The following is a 19,151-nucleotide window of genomic DNA, read 5'->3' on the forward strand; positions in this document are numbered from 1 at the left end:
TCCGAGCTGGCCTCCTCTTCCAGCCCGTATGTTGAATCAGATCACGTCTGATTTGGGAATCCCAAACGATTCAAAACGATGGGAAAATGCTCTAGCTGGGTTGTTTTGAGCGGAACGATCCGCAAAGCCGTCTAGCGGCGCTGCCACCAGCCGCGGCGGGCAGGGCGGTCCGGCTCGTCGGCGTCGCCGCTCTCGTCGGTATCCGCCGTGACGGGTTCCCTTTCAGGCTCCGCATCGGTTTCCGGCTGCTCTTCCTCGTCGGAGGACGCAGCTTCATCCGCTGCCTTTTCCTCTTCCATATCGGAGTGCTCTTCGACGGCTTCTTCACCTTCCATGAAGACATCCACCGGGACTTCGTCCTCGGTTTCGATCTCGTCCTGAAAGTCATCCGGCGTCAGATCGTTCTCGTCTTCGTCGGTTTCCTTTTCGGAGGTGTGGACCTCTTCACGCGAATAGGAAAGAAGGATCTCTTCTTCCTCGCCGTCTCCGTCGTCGCTGTCGACGGCGTTATCGCCGCTGTCGTCGCCGGAATCGCTGTCGTCAGCGGCAACCGCATCGCCGGAAGTCTCGCCTTCCTGCTGCTCCGTATCGCCCTGTTCCTCGCTGCGACGCCGGTTGCGGCGCCCGCCGCGACGTCCGCGGCGGCGGCGCTTGCGCGGCTGATCGCCGTCGTCGCCTTCCTCTTCGCCGGTCTCCGCGTCGTTGTCGGCCTCGGCCTTCGGTTCGTCGCTCTCTTCGTCGGCGGGCGATGCGGCGCCTTCCTCGGCGGATGAGGCGGAGGCATCGTCGCGCGGCTTCCGGCGGCGGCGACGGCGGCGTCCGTTCCGGCGTCCGCTCTCTTCGTCATCGTCGCGGGTGGCCTGTTCGCTTTCCTCGTCCTCGGAGCGGTCTTCTTCCGCTGCCGCGTCCTCGCCGGGTTCGTCGGCATAGGTGCTTTCGATATTGATCGCCCCCATGGCCGGCCGCGTGCGGGTGCGCTTGCGGGGCTCGGCGACTTCGACCTCATGGTCGGAGCCGGACAGGGTCGCATCGCCTTCGACATAGATCGACACGTTGTAGCGGTCTTCGATGTCGAGCAGCGTCGCGCGCTTCTGATTGAGGATGTAGATCGCGGCTTCCGTCGGCACACGCACGGTAAAGGCTTCCGCCTTGCCCTTGATCGCCTCGGCTTCCACGGCACGCAGCACATGCAGCGCCATGGATTCCACGGAGCGGATGAGGCCGGTGCCCTTGCAGTGCGGGCAGGTGACGGTGGAGCTTTCCAGCACGCCGGAGCGCATGCGCTGGCGCGACATTTCCATCAGGCCGAAATGGCTGATCCGGCCGACCTGGATACGCGCCCGGTCATGCTTCAGGCATTCCTTCAGCTTGCGTTCCACCGCGCGGTTGTTGCGGTTCTCATCCATGTCGATGAAGTCGATCACAATGAGGCCGGCAAGGTCGCGCAGACGCATCTGGCGCGAAATTTCTTCCGCCGCTTCCAGATTGGTCCGGAGCGCGGTCTGCTCGATATTCCGTTCCTTGGTGGAGCGGCCCGAGTTCACGTCGATGGAGACGAGGGCCTCGGTCGGGTTGATGACCACATAGCCGCCCGACTTCAGCGTCACCACCGGGTCCAGCATGGAATCGAGCTGCTGGTCCACCTGGAAACGCTGGAAGAGCGGCTGGCGCTCCTTATAGGGCTGCACGTTCTTCGCATGGCTCGGCATGAGCATGCGCATGAAGTTCTTGGCTTCCTTGTAGCCCTCATCGCCCTCGATCTGGATGGTGTCGATATCCTTGTCGTAGAGGTCGCGGATCGACCGTTTGATGAGGCTGCCTTCCTCATAGACAAGGGTGGGGGCGCTGGAACGCAGGGTGAGTTCGCGAACGCTCTCCCACATGCGCAGCAGATATTCGTAGTCGCGCTTGATCTCCGCCTTGGTGCGCTTGGCGCCCGCCGTGCGGACGATAAGGCCCATGCCCTCCGGCACATCCAGCGACTCGGCGATGGATTTGAGCTTCTTGCGGTCCGTGGCCTGGGTGATCTTGCGGGAGATGCCGCCGCCGCGCGCGGTGTTCGGCATGAGGACGCAATAACGTCCGGCGAGCGACAGATAGGTCGTCAGCGCCGCGCCCTTGTTGCCGCGCTCTTCCTTCACCACCTGCACGAGAATGATCTGGCGGCGCTTGATGACTTCCTGGATCTTGTAGGAGCGGTAGTTGAAACGCTTCTTGCGCGGTTCCGCCTCTTCCAGCGCGTCTTCGTCGCCCATGCTCTCGACGGTCTCGTCGGAAAGCACGATTTCCGTCTCGCCATTGCCGGTCGCATCGGATTCTTCCAGCTCGATGACGGCGTCTTCCTCGTCGCCATATTCGGCGGTGTCTTCCTGAACGTAGTCTTCGTCGGAATCCGACAGCGCGTCGTCGGCGCCCGCCTCATCCTCGGCTTCGCCGTCATCGGCCACCGCTTCGGCGGTTTCTTCGGCGTTCTTCTGCTTCGCGGCCTTGGCGCCCCGCTTCTTGCGCGGGGCCTCGTCCTCGGCATCCTCTTCGGCCGCGGCCTGGCGGGCTTCATCGGCCTGCTGGCGGATCAGCGCTTCCCGGTCGGCGACGGGGATCTGGTAGTAGTCGGGATGGATTTCGCTGAAAGCGAGGAAACCGTGGCGGTTGCCGCCATATTCGACAAAGGCCGCCTGGAGCGAGGGCTCCACACGCGTCACCTTGGCCAGATATATGTTTCCTCTGAGTTGCTTCCTGCTTTCCGATTCAAAGTCGAATTCATCGACACGATTGCCGGCGACGACCACGACCCGGGTTTCTTCCGGGTGGGCCGCATCGATAAGCATCTTCTTTCCCATATGGAAATTCTCCACAGCGCCTTCTATGACCGGCTTCCGATAGCGGATTGGCTATGGGCAAGCTCGGCGCGAGGGCGCCTGATGTTTGGGCATGCGTCCGTCCGGCGCCTGTCCGGCGCGGTGACGGGGCTGCAAGCTGGGTGTGATTTAATCGGTAAATATCGCGGCGGCGGGCGAGTGCGCGGCGCGCCTGCGTGCCGGAAACCGGCGCAACAGGGCGGCAGCCCCATATCTCGGGGGCGCTTCTGCCGAACTCGTCGATTCGCTCCGTAACCGCGTTTAGCATCTCTTCCTTTGCACCCATTTCGCGCCTTGCGGCGGCGCGCCGGGGTGCCGGCGATTTTCCGTCCTGGCCGAAATCCGGGTGCGCTCGGAGCTGCTGTTTGGCAGATCTCTGCGGCGGTGGAGGCCGGTATGGCCCCATGCGCTTTGAAAGCGCCCTGCCGCCATAACTCAAGCGGTCGCGCCCGGACAGGCGATGACGGATGCGGGCGAGGCTGAAACGAAGCAACCCAAGCGGTGCAAAACGGCATGCCCTGGGGCGATGCGGGATTGGGCCTTACTCGGCTGCGCGAAACTGTCTGCCCGAATTCCTCGGGGAAGCCGACCGAATCCGCAGATGCGGAGCCATGTCGGCCAATATGCTGTTTTTACCGTTTGCCGGTCCGATTTGGCAAGCACGCCTTTTCAGGCGCCGCCAACAGCCGAACCATGCCTCCGGTCGCAGACATTAACCACCTTGTTCATTGAAATTCCTTTAATTTTGGACGTGTTAACCGATTTTGAAGTATCATTGCTTTAATCTTTTTCACGAGGGTGCTTCGTGCATTGCGAAAAACCCGTATCGAGGTCTTTGCCGTCTTTCGACGCGGCGTGCCGCCCGGCTCCCGTCCGGGGCGAGACATACCCCTCGGGAGGCGAGGAATCCGGCATGACCCGGATGGGATCGGGATTGCGCCTGTGACAGAAGCGTTCATGAGTTCCGGCCGGCCGAACCGTCTTGAAGGGGCGGAAACAGGCAGATTGTGCGCCGCCTCGCGTTTTTTCCTGTCCGCGCTCCTGCTCGTCGCCTTCCAGTTCCTGTCGCCCGTTCCGGCATCCGCCGAGAAGCCGGTGCCGCTGCCCGCGCCGCAATCGCAGGCCGCCGCGCCCGGGCAGGCGGGTCTCGATAGCGACGAATTGAGAAATCTCGTACTCGGGGCGCTCAAGGAGGCCGAGGCGGATCCGGGCGACACACCCGTCCGGGACACGGCCCTTCCGGACCCCCAAACCTCGCCCGTCACGCAACCGGCGCCGACCGCCGCCAGGTCCGACGGTCCGGTCGGCGCGATCACGAATGCAAGACTGGGCGATCACGGCCGGGAGACCCGCTTCGTCCTCGAACTGAACGGCGCCGACCCGGTCGTCTATGAGATTTCGACCGTCTCCAATCCCTATCGCCTCGTCATCGACCTCCAGCATGTGGATTTCAGGCTTCCGGAGGGCACCGGCAAGCAGGCGGTGGGCGTGGTGAGCGGTTTCCGCTATGGCCGCTTCGGCGACGACAGCTCCCGCATCGTTCTCGATCTGACGGGACCGGCGGTCGTGGACCGCAAGTTCGAGCTTGAACCCCAGGCCGGGTTCGGGCGGCGTATCGTGCTGGATATCGCATCCACGGATGCAGGCACATTCGCCGCGCAGAACAGGCCCGATGACGATGCCGCCGCCGTCGCGGCCTTGCCCGATACGATGATCCCCATCGAGAGGCCCGCCGCGGGCGTGATCGGCCGCCGCGTCGTGGTGATCGATCCGGGCCATGGCGGCGTCGATCCCGGCACGATCGGCCGGTCCGGCGTGAAGGAAAAGGATGTGGTGCTGGCCTTCGCGAAGGAGTTCGCAGACCAGCTTCGCGCGACGGGCCGCTATGACGTGCGCCTGACCCGCAGCACCGACCGCTTCATCAAGCTGCGCCAGCGCGTGGCGATCGCGCGGCAATACAACGCCGACCTCTTTGTGTCGATCCACGCCAATTCCATCAGCAAGCCCAGCGTGCGGGGCCTGTCGGTCTATACGCTGTCCGAGACTGCCTCCGACAAGGAAGCCGCGGCGCTTGCCCGCAAGGAAAACGCCTCCGACATCATCGCCGGCGTCGACCTGGGGGGCGAGTCTCCGGAAGTGACGGGGATCCTGATCGACCTCGCACAGCGCGAGACCAAGAATTTCTCGTCGCGCTTTGCCCGTTCGCTGGTCGATTATGCGAGCGCGCAGACCCATATGCTCCGCAAGAGCCATCGCTTCGCAGGCTTCGCCGTGCTGAAGGCGCCCGATGTGCCTTCCGTGCTGGTCGAACTCGGTTTTCTGACGAATTCGGGAGATGAACGCGAATTAACGTCATCTTCGTGGCGCAAAAAGGTATCGCGGAGTTTTGTGAAGGCCGTGGATCGGTATTTCGGCGAAAGATTGGCCGAAGCGCCCGAATAGGGCCGGCGCGTTCACCATGGCGGTAATCGGCGCTGCCATGCAGGCGCCATATTTGCTATCTAGCAGAACTTCAGGGCAGGGCGTCTCGCCGAATTGAGACCATCTGCCGATGGGCAGACGAACAGGGTGGCGTGTGGAGCCCGATGGTTAGAATACTGGCGTTTATATCGGCGTTTTTCCTGACGCTCATGTTCGTGGGTCTGCTGGCGGGCGGCTATTTCGTCTGGCGCCTGAACCAGGATTTGCCCGATTACAGCAAGCTCGCCAATTACGAGCCGCCCGTGGTGACGCGGGTTCATGCGGCGGATGGCCGGCTGATCGGCGAATATGCCGAGCAGCGGCGTCTCTATGTGCCGATCGACGTGATACCGCGCCGCGTGATCCACGCCTTCCTCAGCGCCGAGGACAAGAATTTCTATTCGCATGGCGGGATCGATGCGAAAGGCATCGTGCGCGCCGTGTTCGACAATGTCCTGAACGTCATCAGGGGACGGCGCCTGGTCGGCGCGTCCACCATCACGCAGCAGGTGACGAAGAACTTTCTGCTGACGAACGAAGTGAGCTTCAACCGCAAGATCAAGGAAGCGCTTCTGGCCATCAAGCTGGAGCATGCCTACACCAAGGACCAGATCCTCGAACTCTATCTGAACGAGATCTATCTGGGCGCGGGCAGTTATGGCGTGGCCGCCGCGGCGCTCAACTATTTCGACAAGTCCCTCGACGATCTCACCGTTGCCGAGGCCGCCTATCTGGCGACGCTGCCCAAGGGGCCGGCCAATTACCATCCCTATCGCCATCACGATCGCGCCGTCGCCCGCCGCAACTGGGTCATCGGCCGCATGGCGGAGGACGGCTACATCACGCCGGAAGTGGAAAAGGAAGCACAGGCCACCGACCTCGTGGTGGATATGCGCGACCCCGGCGTGCAGATCGCCGACGCCAGCTATTTCGTTGAACAGGTTCGCCGCGAGCTGGTGGACCGTTATGGCAATGACAAGCTGCTCAAGGGCGGCCTTTCCGTTCGCACGACCATCGACACAGGTCTCCAGCAGATCGTCACCGAAGAATTGCGCCGGGGGCTCGAGGCCTATGACCGGCGCCATGGCTGGCGCGGCCCGCTGAAGAAACTGGAAGCAGGGGCGAACTGGCGCGACGAACTGACCGGCACCGATCTCCCTGAAGATCTCGAGCCGTGGACGCTTGCTGCCGTGCTTGGCGTGGAGACCGGCAAGGCGCAGATCGGGATTCGTCCGAAACGGCTGCCCAGCGGCAAATTCGCCGATGAAACGCAGAAAGGCACGATCCCGCTCAGCGAAATGAAATGGGCCCGCAAGACGGTCGGCAAGGTCTATCTGGGCCCCGAGGTGAAGAAGGCCGGCGATGTGCTGGACGTGGGCGACGTCGTTTATGTCGAGCCGGTGGACAAGGACGGCAAGCCGGTCGCAGGCGACGCGACGCCCGATCATTATGCGCTGAGGCAGGTGCCGGCGGTGAACGGCGCCGCCATCGCCATGGATCCGCATACGGGCCGCGTCCTCGCCATGCAGGGCGGCTTTAGCTACGACCTGTCGGAGTTCAACCGCGCCGTTCAGGCGATGCGCCAGCCGGGCTCCTCCTTCAAGCCCTTCGTTTATGCCGCTGCGCTCGACAGCGGGTTTACGCCCGCGAGCCTCGTTCTCGATGCGCCTTTCGTGCTCGACCCCGGGCCGGGACAGGAACTCTGGAAGCCGCAGAACTACGAACATAATTTCCGCGGCCCTTCGACGCTGCGCTACGGCCTCGTTCATTCGCGCAATGTGATGACCGTCCGGCTCGCCCAGTATGTGGGCATGGACAAGGTGGCCGCCTATGCGAGGAAGTTCGGGGTCATGGACGACATGATGCCGGTCCTTTCCATGGCGCTGGGCGCGGGCGACACGACGCTGCTTCGCATGACCTCCGCCTATGCCATTCTCGACAATGGCGGCAAGGACGTCGTGCCGACGCTGATCGACCGTGTGCAGGACCGTCGCGGCCGCACCGTCTACAAGCACGACAAGCGCGCTTGCCCCGATTGCGACGCGCCCTGGGAACCGGGCATGTTGCCGCCCGAACTGCCCGACGACCGTCCCCAGGTCGAAAACCCGCAAACGGCCTATCAGGTCACCTCGCTGCTGGAAGGCGTGATCCAGCACGGCACCGGCTCCGCCGCCCGCAAGGTCAAGAAGCCGCTGGCGGGCAAGACAGGCACGACGAGCGAGGAACGCGACGCCTGGTTCATGGGCTACTCGCCCAACCTGGTGGTAGGCGTCTATGTCGGGTTCGACGACCCCATCCCCATGGGCCGCGCCGAAACCGGCGGGCGCGTGGCCGCACCGATCTTCGCAGACATCATGCAGCGCGCGCTGGCCGACAAGCCGGCCATCCCTTTCCGCATTCCGCCCGGCATCAACTTCGTGAAGATCGACGGCGATACGGGCAAGCTCGCAGGTTCCGGTACGCAGCACGTCGTGCTGGAAGCCTTCAAGACCGGCACGGCGCCGACGGCCGGCAACGACAATGGCGGCCAGCCGGATGTCGTGGGCGGGTTGGGGCAGCGCAATGACGATACCGGCACCGATGCACCCTCCGGCAGCTCCTATGGCGACGGTTCGGTCGGTGCCGGCACGGGCGGTCTCTATTAGCGTCTCACGGGTTTACAGCACTCGCCCCAACGCCTATTTTCCGGCCCTCTTGAACGGAGACGAGAATCCATGCGCGCCGAAACCCAGGTCACGATTGACGAACTCAAGCAGTCGCTCGAACTGCTGAGGAGGCATCTTTGACTGGGATAGCGCCCTCAAACGGTTCGACGAGCTGACGGCAAAGGCCGAAGACCCCGATCTCTGGAACGATCCCGACACCGCGCAGGAACTGATGCGCGAGCGCACGCGGCTGGAGGAATCGATCAAGCGCTACCGCTCGCTCGAAGCGGCCCTGACCGACAATGTCGAACTGATCGAACTCGGCGAGGCCGAAGGCGACGACAGCATCGTGGGCGAGGCCGAGCAGGCGCTGAAGACGGCGCTGGACGAAGCACAGGCCGCCCAGATCGAGACCATGCTGTCCGGCGAGGCCGATTCCAACGACGCCTATCTCGAAGTCCATGCGGGCGCGGGCGGCACGGAAAGCCAGGACTGGGCGCAGATGCTTTTGCGCATGTATACGCGCTGGGCGGAGAGCAAGGGCTACAAGGTCGAGCTGATGGAACGCCATGACGGCGAAGAGGCGGGTATCAAATCCGCCACGCTGCTCATCAAGGGCCATAACGCCTATGGCTGGCTCAAGACCGAAAGCGGTGTCCACCGGCTGGTGCGTATCTCGCCCTATGACAGCGCCGCGCGCCGCCATACCAGCTTTTCCAGCGTTTGGGTTTACCCGGTGATCGACGACAAGATCGATATCGAGGTAAGCGAGAGCGATGTGCGCATCGACACCTACCGAGCGAGCGGCGCGGGCGGCCAGCACATCAACACGACCGATAGCGCCGTGCGCATCACGCATATTCCTACCGGCATCGTCGTCGCCTGTCAGAACGAGCGCTCGCAGCACAAGAACCGCGCAACCGCCTGGGACATGCTCCGGGCTCGCCTTTACGAAACCGAGTTGCAGAAGCGCGAAGAGGCGGCCCAGTCGGAGGCGGACAGCAAGACCGATATCGGCTGGGGCCACCAGATCCGGTCTTACGTGTTGCAGCCCTATCAGATGGTGAAGGATCTGCGCACGGGTGTGGAAAGCGGCAACCCGCAGGCCGTGCTCGATGGCGGCCTCGACGAGTTCATGGCCGCCTCGCTTGCCGCCCGTATCGAGGGCAAGAACGAAGCCGTCGAGGATATTGCCTGACGGGAAATCGCCTGAAAGGGCCTCGCCGGCTGCGAACGAGAAAGGCCTCGCCGGGGACAACCGGCGAGGCCTTTTCGATTCAGTCGTCCCGTCTACGGCCCTTGCAGGGGGGCGGGGGGCAGTAGACCGGAGCGTATCGTTTACTGCGCCGCGGGGCGCTTCACGACAACACCGCCATCCTTGACCACAACCGGGCTTTCGCCGGGTTTCTCGGCCGACGAGGAAGCCGCCGCCGGGCGCGATCCGGTATCGTTGCTGGACATGTGGCTGGCCTCGGCCGGGCGCGGCGCGGGGCGCGGCGTCGACGACGCATCGGGCTGGCTGATCGGATCGTCGGAATGACGGCAGGCGCCTTCGAAGAACGCGCCGGTTTCGACCGCCAGCGCTTCGTGAAGGATATCGCCTTCCACGTGGCTGGTGGAGGCAAGCTGCACGCGGCGTCCGCGAATGGTGCCGTGTACCCGGCCGCGGACGACGATGTCCTCGGCGACGATCTCGCCGGTGATGGACGCCTTTTCGCCGATGGTCAGCGACTGGCTGCGAATGTCGCCCTCGATCGTACCGTCGACCTGAATGTCGCCGGTCGCCGTCAGATTGCCATGCACGACCAGATCGCTGGAAATGATGGACGGCGCGGTACGCACACCCGACGACGGACGACGGGACTGAGAAGGCGCAGGCGTCGGCGCCATGCTCGGTGTTGCGTTGCCGGTGCTGGCGGCGGCGTCTTTATCCTTGCTTCGAGAAAACATATTGCCCTGCCTCAATGAACTTTAACGGGTCCCGGACAATGCCGTCATACTTCACCTCATAGTGAAGATGAGGACCGGTACTCCTGCCGGTTGACCCAACCCTGCCTATGACCTGTCGGAATGCAACTTTCTGGCCAGTTTTGACGTCGACCCGGCTCAGATGGCCGTACCGCGTCGTAAAACCGTTTCCGATGCTGATCTCGATAAAGCGACCATAGCCGCTCTTCCAGCCTGCAAATGTGACAACGCCCTCGCTCGGCGCATAAACCGGCGCGCCGTAGGCCGAGGCCATATCCAGCCCCGGATGATACCCCATGCGCCCGTTGAACGGATCCCGGCGGGGGCCGAAATCGCTGGTGATGCGATAATGGGCCAGAGGCGACGCCAGGGGGATTTTGGAAATGGATTCAGTAAGTTTCGCCTCTTCCTTGAGGTTCTGGCTAACCCTGAAGAGCTGTCGGGTGAAGGGGGTATGGTCCTCACCGTCGCCATCCGCGTTGCCGGTCAGGCTGATGAATGGACCGCCCCGGCCTGCATCGCTGTCGCCGGAGGCGGTGCGTCCGACAAAGGTGTCGGGATCGACGACGCTCGTCATGCGGATGATGGATTTGAGCTCGCGAACCCGACGATCCGTCTTTTCCTCGACCGTGTTGATGAAGGACTGCTGGGCGTCCGCCAGGGCATCCAGGCGCGTCTCGATATGGGACGCCGTTTCATTCTGGTAGCCGCGAAGCAGGCTGGAAAAGTCGATGCCGCTCTCGCTTTGGGCCGGGCCGCCGACCGACTCCAGCTCCGCCGATTGCTGCGGGCGGGTGGTCGTGTTGAGAACGGTGGTCCTGGTCGGCGCCTGGTCGGCGCGCATCAGAAGCGAATTGCCGCGGTCGTCGTCGCTGGGGGGCTTGCTCGTCGCGGCATAGCGCTGGCGCATCACGTCCAGTTCGTTCGACGCGGTCTGCCGCGCGGCCATCAGGGCGGCGAGCTGGTGGTGTTTTTCTTCAAGTTGGCGAGTGGTTGCAAGGAACCGCTCTTCCGAGATGACAAGCTGACCGTTCAGTTCGTCATAGGCGGACTGAAGCTGCGCCATGCGCTCTTCATAGGCGCCCTGCATCTTGCGGTAACGCTGGTCCTTGGATGCGATGATCTGTTCCTTGAACACCACATTGACCGAGGAGAAGGCGACCCAGCCCAGAAACAGGAAGGCAATGGCCGCGAATACCGCCTGCGTGAGCGGCGGCAGCGACATGAACTGAACCTGTCCATGACTGCGGATGTAGATTTGGCGTTCTGTGTAGTGATGGCGCCAAAAAGTAAGAATGCGGCCCAGCCAGCCGGCATTTTGACGGTGCATGCCCCTCAATGCCCCAAATCCCCCGTGATCCTAGCGACTATCTCACCCATTTTGAGACAGAATATCAACATAGCCACGTTTCGTTTTGATGTTAATGGTTAACAGCCGTTCATAGAGCGCTGATTTGTGGCAATTGGTTGTTTGTCTCATTTCGCCGCTTCGTCACGCAGGATTTGGGCCAGCGGTTCGTAGAAGGAGGAGGGCATGCCAGCCTCCAGCCGCGCCGCGTCATTGAAGGGCGGTTTGAGGGCGCCCCGGAAGTGCCGCCTGACGGTTTCATGGAAAGCGGTCTCGGGGTCCCGGCCTTCCTTTTCGCAGAGATGGCGGAACCAGGCAGCGCCCGCCGCGACATGGCGCTTTTCCTCCTCATAGATGATGCGCAGCGCGGCCGCGCTTTCGGTATCCTGCGCCGCTTCCAGCCGGTCGATCATCCCCGGCGTGACGTCGAGGCCGCGCGCTTCCAGGACCATCGGCACCACGGCCAGCCGGGCCATAAGGTCGGCCCGCGTTTCTTCCGCGGCCTCCCACAAGCCGTCATGCGCCGGCAGGTCGCCATAGCGCCCGCCCATGGCGGCCAGCCGCGCCTGAAGCAGGGCGAAATGCCGGGCTTCGTCGTTGCCGACGCTTATCCAGTCGTCGAAAAAGGCCCGTGGTAAATCCTGTCCGGCAAAACGGGCGACGATATCGAAGGCGAGGTCGATCGCATTCAGCTCGATATGGGCGACAGCATGCAGGAGTGCGAACCGTCCCCGCCGGCCCTTGAAGCTCCGGCGCGGCATTTCCGAAGGCGGCAGCAATGGCGGCGCATCGGGCCGTCCGGGCCGGAGAGGCGGGGCGGGCGCCTCGCCTGCGGCGGGCAGAAGCGCCAGCGTGCCGCTTTTCCAGGCAGCCGCCGCCTCCCGGGCCAGCGCGGCCTTGGCATTTGCCTCCCGGGTTGCGAGCACGGCGCAGGCCGCATGGACCAGAGACGGAAAGGCGCGGATCGTCATTGGCGTCAGAGGGCCCTGGCCGCCTCGAGAACCTCTTCCGCATGGCCCTTGACCTTCACTTTCGGCCAGACCCGCCGCACCACGCCTTTTTCGTCGAGGAGCAGCGTACTGCGGACGATCCCCATGAATTTGCGGCCATAGAGGCTTTTCTCCTGCCACGCCCCATAGGCCTCGATCATCTTGCCCTCCTCGTCGGAGAGGAGCCGGACGGTCAGGTCGTGCTTGTCGCGGAAATTGCAGTGCTTCTGCACGCTGTCCTTGGAGACGCCCAGCACCACCGTCCCGGCCTTGTCGAACTGCTTCTTGAGGGCCGAAAAGGCAATGGCCTCCGTCGTGCAGCCCGGCGTGTTGTCCTTCGGATAAAAATAGATGACGACCTTCTGGCCCGCGAAATCCTTGAGCTTGACCGTGCTGCCGTCATCCGCGGGGAGCGAGAAGGCCGGGGCTTTCTTGCCCTCCGGCGGGAAGGGGCTGTCGGCCGCTTTGGCCGCCGCCTTGGTCGAGGCGGTTTTTTTCGCCGCCGAAGCGCCGGATTTGGCCGCGCCGCGCGTTTTTGTCGTAGATGCGCCCGCGCCGGCCTTGGTCTTCGGTTTCGATGCGCTCTTGCCCGGTGTTGTCGCCATGTCGACCTCTCGTTACCCCGTTGATCCCGCCTTTGTCGGAAAGCGGGCCGTTAACTCCGATCTTCCGAATGATCCCTAATATGCATTTGCGGCTGCGCGAAGCCAGAGGCCGAATGCATTGCGATGCGGTTCGGGAGCGAATAGGGGATTTCCTTCCCCATGGGACTCGCTTTCGCCGTATTTTTGATGTCTTGAATTATCCGGATTGTGTTTTTCTTCGATGAGTCCGTCTTGATCCGCCGTACCAGTAAAATCCTTTTGGAAATCGTGGGCGTGGCCGTGGCCGCCGCCGCGGTGCTGTTGGCGGTGTTCGCGTGGCGGCTCAGCACCGGCCCGGTTCCGGTTTCGCTCCTCAACCAGACCATCGTCGACGCGGTGAACCCGTCTCTGAACGGCGGCGAGCTGTCGCTGGAGGATACGGTCATTGCCTGGTCGGCGGAGGACCGGCGTCTTTCGCTCCGCCTTGTCGGGGTGGAACTCAAGGGCGCGCAAGGCAATGTGGTCGCCCGCGTCCCCCAGCTCTCGTTCCGCCTCAGCGTTCCGGCACTGCTGGTCGGCACGGTCGCGCCGACGACGATCCGTCTTTACGGCGTCGAATTCGCCATCATACGCGATCCCTCCGGCATCACGCTGGGCCTGTCCGATAACGGACGGGAAGAGCAGAGCGCGCCGGACGAGTACGGGCAGTCCGCGGGGCTTTTCGCCATGCTCATGGCGTCGCTGAGCGAAGACGATCCGGCGATCCCGTTTCTCAGTCATCTGCGCCGGGTGGGTGTCCGGCAGGGCACGCTGCACTTCATCGACCGGGTGAACGATGTCGAGTTCGTGGCCCCCAACGCGAATATGTATGTCGCCCGCAACGGGCAGGCGCTGGCCGGTGCCCTGAGAACCGACCTCAGGATCGGCGATACCACGGCGCATCTCTCGCTGAACGGTACGCTGCCGCCCGATGCGCAAATGGCGAAGGTCGCCGCGCAGCTCGATAACCTCAATCCCGCCCGTCTGGCCCAGATGTCGCCCGCCTTCGACGCCTATCGCATTTTCGACGCACCGCTGGCGCTGACCGGGGACCTGGAAATCTATCGCGACGGACGGATCGAGGGCGCGACGCTTGCCATCGACGCGGGCGAGGGGCGGATCGACCTGCCGGACCCGTGGAACACCGAACTGCCGCTCGAAATGGCGCATGCGGAGTTGACGCTGGACGGCGACAAGCGGGAGATCGCGCTCAAGACCCTGTCGCTGCGCGCCGGGCCTCATGCCGCCGATGCGACGGGCACGCTCGTCTACAACGATATTCGCGGGTTCAGTCCCTCCGAACTGGGGCTCGACCTCAAGGTCACCGGCTTCCGCACAGAAGTGCCGGGCTTTTTCGAGGGGCCGGTCGAGGCGAGCACCATGGTGCTCAGGGGCCAGCTCGACCTGGATGCCCTGGCCGCGAAAGTGGACCGTCTCGCCGTCGATACGGGAAGCGGCAAGGTGACCATGTCCGGAAACCTGGCGATGGGCGAAACCTCGCCCGTGCTGGAGCTGAACGGTACGCTGGACAATCTCACCCTGCCCGAACTGCTCGATATCTGGCCGCTGCCGGTGGCCGACGGCGCGCGCAAATGGGTGGTGGAGAATATGCAGGGCGGCCGCGTTTTCGGCGGCCGGTATGATGTGAACATTCCCGACGGCATGCTGGCGCAGGTGGAGGAAGGCACACCGCTGCCCGAGGACGCGGTCGATTTCACTTTCAGTATGGACGGGACCGACGTCAGCTATATTGACGGCATGCCGCCCATCGAAGATGTGGCGGGCCGTGCAAAGCTCACCGGCGACACATTCGAGGCTTGGGTGGATGGCGGCACGGTCCGGCTGGACGAGGCGCGGAATGTGGCGTTCAGCAACGGCCACTTCATCAAACACAAGCTGGACAACAAGAAGGAGCCGGGCGTCATCGATTTCACGATGGCCGGAAAAACCAGCGACCTGCTCGGTCTGCTGGACCACGATCCGCTCAACCTCATCGGCAAATTCGGCCTCGACCCGGCGAAGGTGGCCGGAACGGGGCGTGTCGACGGCCATATCAGCCTGCCGCTCGTCAAGGAAGTGACGTTCGACGATGTCGACTTCTCCGGCAAGGCGCAGGCGATCGATGTCGCCATCCCGAACATTCAGCCCGATATTTCCGTCACGGGCGGCACGCTCTCCATCGATGTGGCGCGGCAGGGCATGTCGGCCACCGGCAAGGTTTCGCTCAACGCGGTCGGACCCTTCGACCTTCAGTGGAAGGAACGCTTTACTGCCGGCAAGGGACCGTCTTCCCAATATCGTCTTAGCGGTGTGCTGGACGATGCGGGCCGCAAGGCGCTTGATCTTTCGCTGGGCAACGTCATATCCGGCCCCATGACCATCGATGCCTCCCTCTCGGGTGATGGCAAGTCCGTCAGGGATGTGAGCGTCGCCGCCGATGTCACGAAGAGCACCGTGCGGGCGCCTGTCCTTGGCTGGACGAAGGAGCCCGGCAGGGCGGCGACCGTCAGCGCGGACATCACATTTCTCGAGGATGGCGGATACCGGATAGCCGATCTGGATATGAAGGGCGACCGGATCGACCTGCGCGGCTCGCTGACGCTGGGCGCGGAGGGCGACCTGCGGGAGGCCGACCTGCCGGTGGTGAAACTCGGGCCGAAAAACGATTTCATGCTCCGCACGAGCAAGGGAACCGACGCCGCTCTGCGCATAGATATTACGGGCGCGAGCATCGACAGTACCGGCCTTTTGGGTGCCGGGGGCGGTGAGGAAGAAGGGCTGGACGCGAAACCGGAATTGCCGATCCGCGAGGCGGCGCAGGACAGGGCGAGGCGCATCCGCGTCGTCGCCCGGCTCCTGCAGGTGAGAGGCGACGGCGACCTGTTGTTGAAGGTGCCCGCCGCGGACCTCACCTTCGTGGACGGGCGGCTCTATCTTGCCGATCTGAGCGCGACCGATCCTGAAGGCAAAAAGATCACGGGCAGCGTGAAAATCGCCGCGGACGGCAAGCGGCGGATGCGACTGGACGCGCTGGACGCCGGCGCGCTGATCGGCGTGCTGGGTATTTCCGAAAGTATCACCGGCGGCGAGTTGATGGCCGAGGGCGTCTTTACGGACGACAAGATCTCGCCGTCGCTGGCGGGTCGTGTGGCGATCGACGAGTTTCGCGTCGTCGATGCCCCGGTCCTGGCGAACCTGCTGACGGTGGGCTCTCTGACCGGCATCCGCGACACATTGGCGGGCGAGGGGATTTTCTTCCAGCGGATGGAAATGCCCTTCGCCCTGGACGGCTCCAGCCTGGAGGTCGACGATGCGCGTGCCTCGGGCCCGGCGATCGGCATTACGGCGTCCGGCACTGTGGAGTTGGCGGACAATATGCTGAGCCTGGAAGGGACGATTGTGCCCGCCTATACGATCAATTCCATTCTGGGCGAAGTACCGCTGCTCGGCCCGCTGATCGTGGGGCGCAAGGGGGAGGGCATATTCGGCTTCACCTATCGCATTCGCGGCGCCTCCGATAATCCCGACGTCCTGGTGAACCCGCTTTCGGTCGTGGCGCCGGGGTTCCTGCGCCGTCTCTTCGAATTCGGCAGCCAGATGCCCGACAAGGAAGAAAAGGCCGAAACCGGCCGGAAAGATGCCCCCGCGCCCGATGCGGCGGAAAAACCTGCCGGAAAATCCCGGGCACCCGGCACACCCTGACTTTCCGCCTTAGAAAACGATGAAATAGGCTATTGCGTAGTCGGCCTCCGCAAATGCTATCCTCCATCTCAGGGAGATATCGCTCTGGGAGGAGTAGAGAAGATGAGCAGCAATGAAAAGATGACGGTGGATTCCGCCTATGAGGCGGTCGCACCGGACGACTTTCCGGCCATGATGGATGTCGATCGCTACGGCACGAGGTCGTCGGCCTTCGACAAGATCATTTCCGCCACGCACGATCACTTCTGGGATCCGCTGGACGACAAATATATCGACTACGGCCAGCCCTTCGATCTCGAGCGCGAACTGCTGATGCCGTCCGACTTCAACATGGAGCTGAAGACGGCCGTTTCCGACAAGCTGGACGAGAAGCAGAAAATCTATCTGGTGAACGAGAATGTGCGCTGGACCATGTCCTCCATCCTGCATGGGGAGCAGGGCGCGCTGGCGCTGTCAGCCAGCCTCTGTCACATCCTGAAGGATCCCGGCGCGCAGGAATATGCGGCCAACCAGACGCGCGAGGAAGCGCGCCATGTGACGGGTTTTGCGAAATACATCCAGGCCCGCTGGGGCAAGCCGACCGCCTGCGGCGTGGTGCTGGAGCAGCTTCTGAACGAGATCGTGGCCTCGCCGCTCGTCTGGAAGAAGCTCGTCGGTATGCAGATGATCGTGGAAGGCCTCGCCATGGGCACCTTCGCGACCTTCTATGCCAAGACCAACGATCCGCTGCTGCGCCGTCTCATGCAGCTCGTCATGACGGATGAAGCCTTCCACCACAAATTCGGAAAGATCTGGGCGGACCGGACCGTGCCGCGCTTGCCGGAATCGGAACGCGAACTGATCGAGGACTGGGCGCTGGAGGTCTTCATGACGCTGATGCGCAACTCTTCCGGGCCCGAGCAGAAGAAGGAAATCTACGAGCGTCTCGGTCTCGATTGGCGCTGGGTGCAGGGCGCGCTGGCCGAAGCGCTGACGGATCGCAATATGCGGAGCGATCTTCAGGAATCGACCAATGTGTTCCGGGTCCTGATCAAGACGCTGCTGAAGGCCGGCATCATTACCGAGCGTACGGCACCGAAATACGCAGCTTATGTGGATATGCAGGAACTCTACGGCGAAGGCGACCGCATGGTCGGCGACGACATTGCCGAAGAGGGCATCAAATATCTGCAGGAGCTGAACGGCGCAGGCGGCGGGAATGCCGTTTTCGCCCTGGGCGGTACGGCTGCCGAGTAAGAGGTCTCCTCAGGCCACGGGCTTGAGGAGCACATGCTTCTTTTTGCCAATGGAGAGCTTGATCACGCCGTCCGTGGTCAGGCTCTCTTTCGTCAGAGACGTCTTTTCGTCCGTCACCTGAGTATCGTTGATGCGCGCGCCGCCGCCCTTGATCTGGCGCCGTGCATCGCCGTTGGAGCTGCAAAGCCCCGCGGTCACGAATGCGCTCAGCACCCCGATGCCGGCGTCGAGATCGGCAGCCGGAACTTCCACGGTCGGCATGTCGGCGCTCGTCGCCCCCATCTCGAAGGCGATGCGGGCCGCTTCCGCCGCCTTCTCCGCTTCCTCGCGGCCATGGCACATGGCGGTCGCTTCGGTGGCGAGGATCTTCTTCGCCTCGTTCAGCTCCGCGCCTGCCAGTTTTTCGAGCCGCGCGATCTCGTCCAGCGGCAGCTCCGTGAAGAGCTTGAGGAAGCGGCCCACATCGGCGTCTTCCGTGTTCCGCCAGTACTGCCAGTAATCGTAAGGGCTGCGCATATCCGCATTGAGCCAGACGGCGCCGTCGGCCGTCTTGCCCATCTTCGCGCCCGAGGCCGTGGTCAGGAGAGGGCTCGTCAGGCCGTAGAGATGCGCGCCGTCCACGCGACGGCCCAGCTCGATACCGTTGACGATATTGCCCCATTGGTCGGAGCCGCCCATCTGCAGCGCACAGTCATAGTTCCGTTTCAGTTCCACGAAGTCGTAGGCCTGAAGGATCATGTAGTTGAATTCGAGAAAGGACAGATTCTGCTCGCGGTCCAGCCGGATCTTCACGCTGTCGAAGCTGAGCATGCGGTTGACCGAAAAGTGACGGCCGTAGTCGCGCAGGAAATCGATATATTTCAGCTCGTCCAGCCAGTCGCGGTTGTTGACCATCACGGCATCGGTCGGCCCGTCGCCGAAGGTGAGGAACTTGGCGAAGACCTGTTTGATGCCGGCCAGATTGTCGTCGATCTGCTCATCGGTCAGAAGCGGGCGCGCATCGTCGCGAAAGCTCGGATCGCCGATGCGGGTCGTGCCGCCGCCCATCAGGGTGATCGGCCTGTGGCCGGTCTTCTGAAGCCAGCGCAGCATCATGATCTGGACGAGGCTGCCGACATGAAGGCTTTTCGCCGTCGCATCGAAGCCGATATAGCCCGTCACAGCCTTTTCCAGCGCGGCTTCGTCGAGCGCCGCCTCGTCGGAAAGCTGATGGATGAAGCCGCGCTCGGAGAGAATGCGCAGGAAATCGGACTTGTAGGCGTTCATTGTCGGGCTCGATCGGTTCTCGTGTCGGATAGGGTGCTGCGGGAGCCGTGGTCATG

General features: G+C 63.2%; 11 protein-coding genes. 5 read left to right on the forward strand and 6 right to left on the reverse strand.

Annotated elements, in window-relative coordinates; genetic code table 11:
- Window positions 1-131: 131 nt before the first annotated feature.
- Complete coding sequence (locus FHS78_RS14510; RefSeq protein WP_167095102.1) at window positions 132-2,840, reverse strand: Rne/Rng family ribonuclease; 2,709 nt, start codon at window positions 2,838-2,840, stop codon at window positions 132-134.
- Between the two features lie 975 nt (window positions 2,841-3,815).
- Here FHS78_RS14510 and FHS78_RS14515 point away from each other — a divergent pair.
- The 3 genes from FHS78_RS14515 (at window position 3,816) to prfB (ending at window position 9,161) form a co-directional block, all read left to right on the forward strand.
- A complete protein-coding gene (locus FHS78_RS14515) occupies window positions 3,816-5,300 on the forward strand; it encodes an N-acetylmuramoyl-L-alanine amidase (RefSeq protein WP_167095103.1) in 1,485 nt (494 codons plus the stop codon).
- Between the two features lie 143 nt (window positions 5,301-5,443).
- Entirely contained in the window at window positions 5,444-7,963 is a 2,520-nt protein-coding gene (locus FHS78_RS14520) for a penicillin-binding protein 1A (RefSeq protein ID WP_167095104.1), read from the forward strand.
- A gap of 69 nt (window positions 7,964-8,032) precedes the next feature.
- Window positions 8,033-9,161 (forward strand): peptide chain release factor 2 gene (gene prfB, locus FHS78_RS14525; RefSeq protein WP_425500303.1). Its coding sequence is split into 2 segments (ribosomal slippage): window positions 8,033-8,098 and window positions 8,100-9,161, totalling 1,128 coding nucleotides; the frame shifts between segments, so codons are not numbered across the junction.
- 140 nt (window positions 9,162-9,301) lie between these two features.
- Here prfB and FHS78_RS14530 read toward each other — a convergent pair.
- The 4 genes from FHS78_RS14530 to bcp all read right to left on the reverse strand — a co-directional run bounded on the left by FHS78_RS14530 (window position 9,302) and on the right by bcp (window position 12,873).
- Window positions 9,302-9,913: a bactofilin family protein gene (locus FHS78_RS14530; RefSeq protein WP_167095106.1), complete on the reverse strand. Its 612-nt coding sequence runs from the start codon at window positions 9,911-9,913 to the stop codon at window positions 9,302-9,304.
- On the reverse strand, window positions 9,891-11,261 hold the full coding sequence (locus tag FHS78_RS14535; RefSeq protein ID WP_167095107.1) for a peptidoglycan DD-metalloendopeptidase family protein: 1,371 nt from the start codon (window positions 11,259-11,261) through the stop codon (window positions 9,891-9,893). The genes FHS78_RS14530 and FHS78_RS14535 overlap by 23 nt, the downstream gene beginning before the upstream one ends.
- 146 nt (window positions 11,262-11,407) lie before the next feature.
- A complete protein-coding gene (locus FHS78_RS14540; RefSeq protein ID WP_167095108.1) occupies window positions 11,408-12,250 on the reverse strand; it encodes a ferritin-like domain-containing protein in 843 nt (280 codons plus the stop codon).
- 5 nt (window positions 12,251-12,255) lie between these two features.
- Entirely contained in the window at window positions 12,256-12,873 is a 618-nt protein-coding gene (bcp, locus tag FHS78_RS14545) for a thioredoxin-dependent thiol peroxidase (RefSeq protein ID WP_167095109.1), read from the reverse strand.
- A 231-nt stretch (window positions 12,874-13,104) separates the two neighbouring features.
- Between bcp and FHS78_RS14550 the strand changes: the two genes are divergently transcribed.
- Window positions 13,105-16,593 (forward strand): AsmA-like C-terminal domain-containing protein, encoded by a 3,489-nt coding sequence (locus FHS78_RS14550; protein WP_167095110.1) that lies wholly within the window; start codon window positions 13,105-13,107, stop codon window positions 16,591-16,593.
- Window positions 16,594-16,695: 102 nt separating this feature from the next.
- Window positions 16,696-17,829 (forward strand): ferritin-like domain-containing protein, encoded by a 1,134-nt coding sequence (locus tag FHS78_RS14555; RefSeq protein WP_167095111.1) that lies wholly within the window; start codon window positions 16,696-16,698, stop codon window positions 17,827-17,829.
- Window positions 17,830-17,838: 9 nt separating this feature from the next.
- Here FHS78_RS14555 and tyrS read toward each other — a convergent pair whose 3' ends face one another.
- Window positions 17,839-19,095, reverse strand: coding sequence for a tyrosine--tRNA ligase (tyrS, locus tag FHS78_RS14560; protein WP_167095112.1), 1,257 nt, complete (start codon window positions 19,093-19,095; stop codon window positions 17,839-17,841).
- Between the last annotated feature and the right edge of the window lie 56 nt (window positions 19,096-19,151).

This window comes from Parvibaculum indicum (assembly GCF_011762095.1).
GTDB classification, from domain to species: domain Bacteria; phylum Pseudomonadota; class Alphaproteobacteria; order Parvibaculales; family Parvibaculaceae; genus Parvibaculum; species Parvibaculum indicum.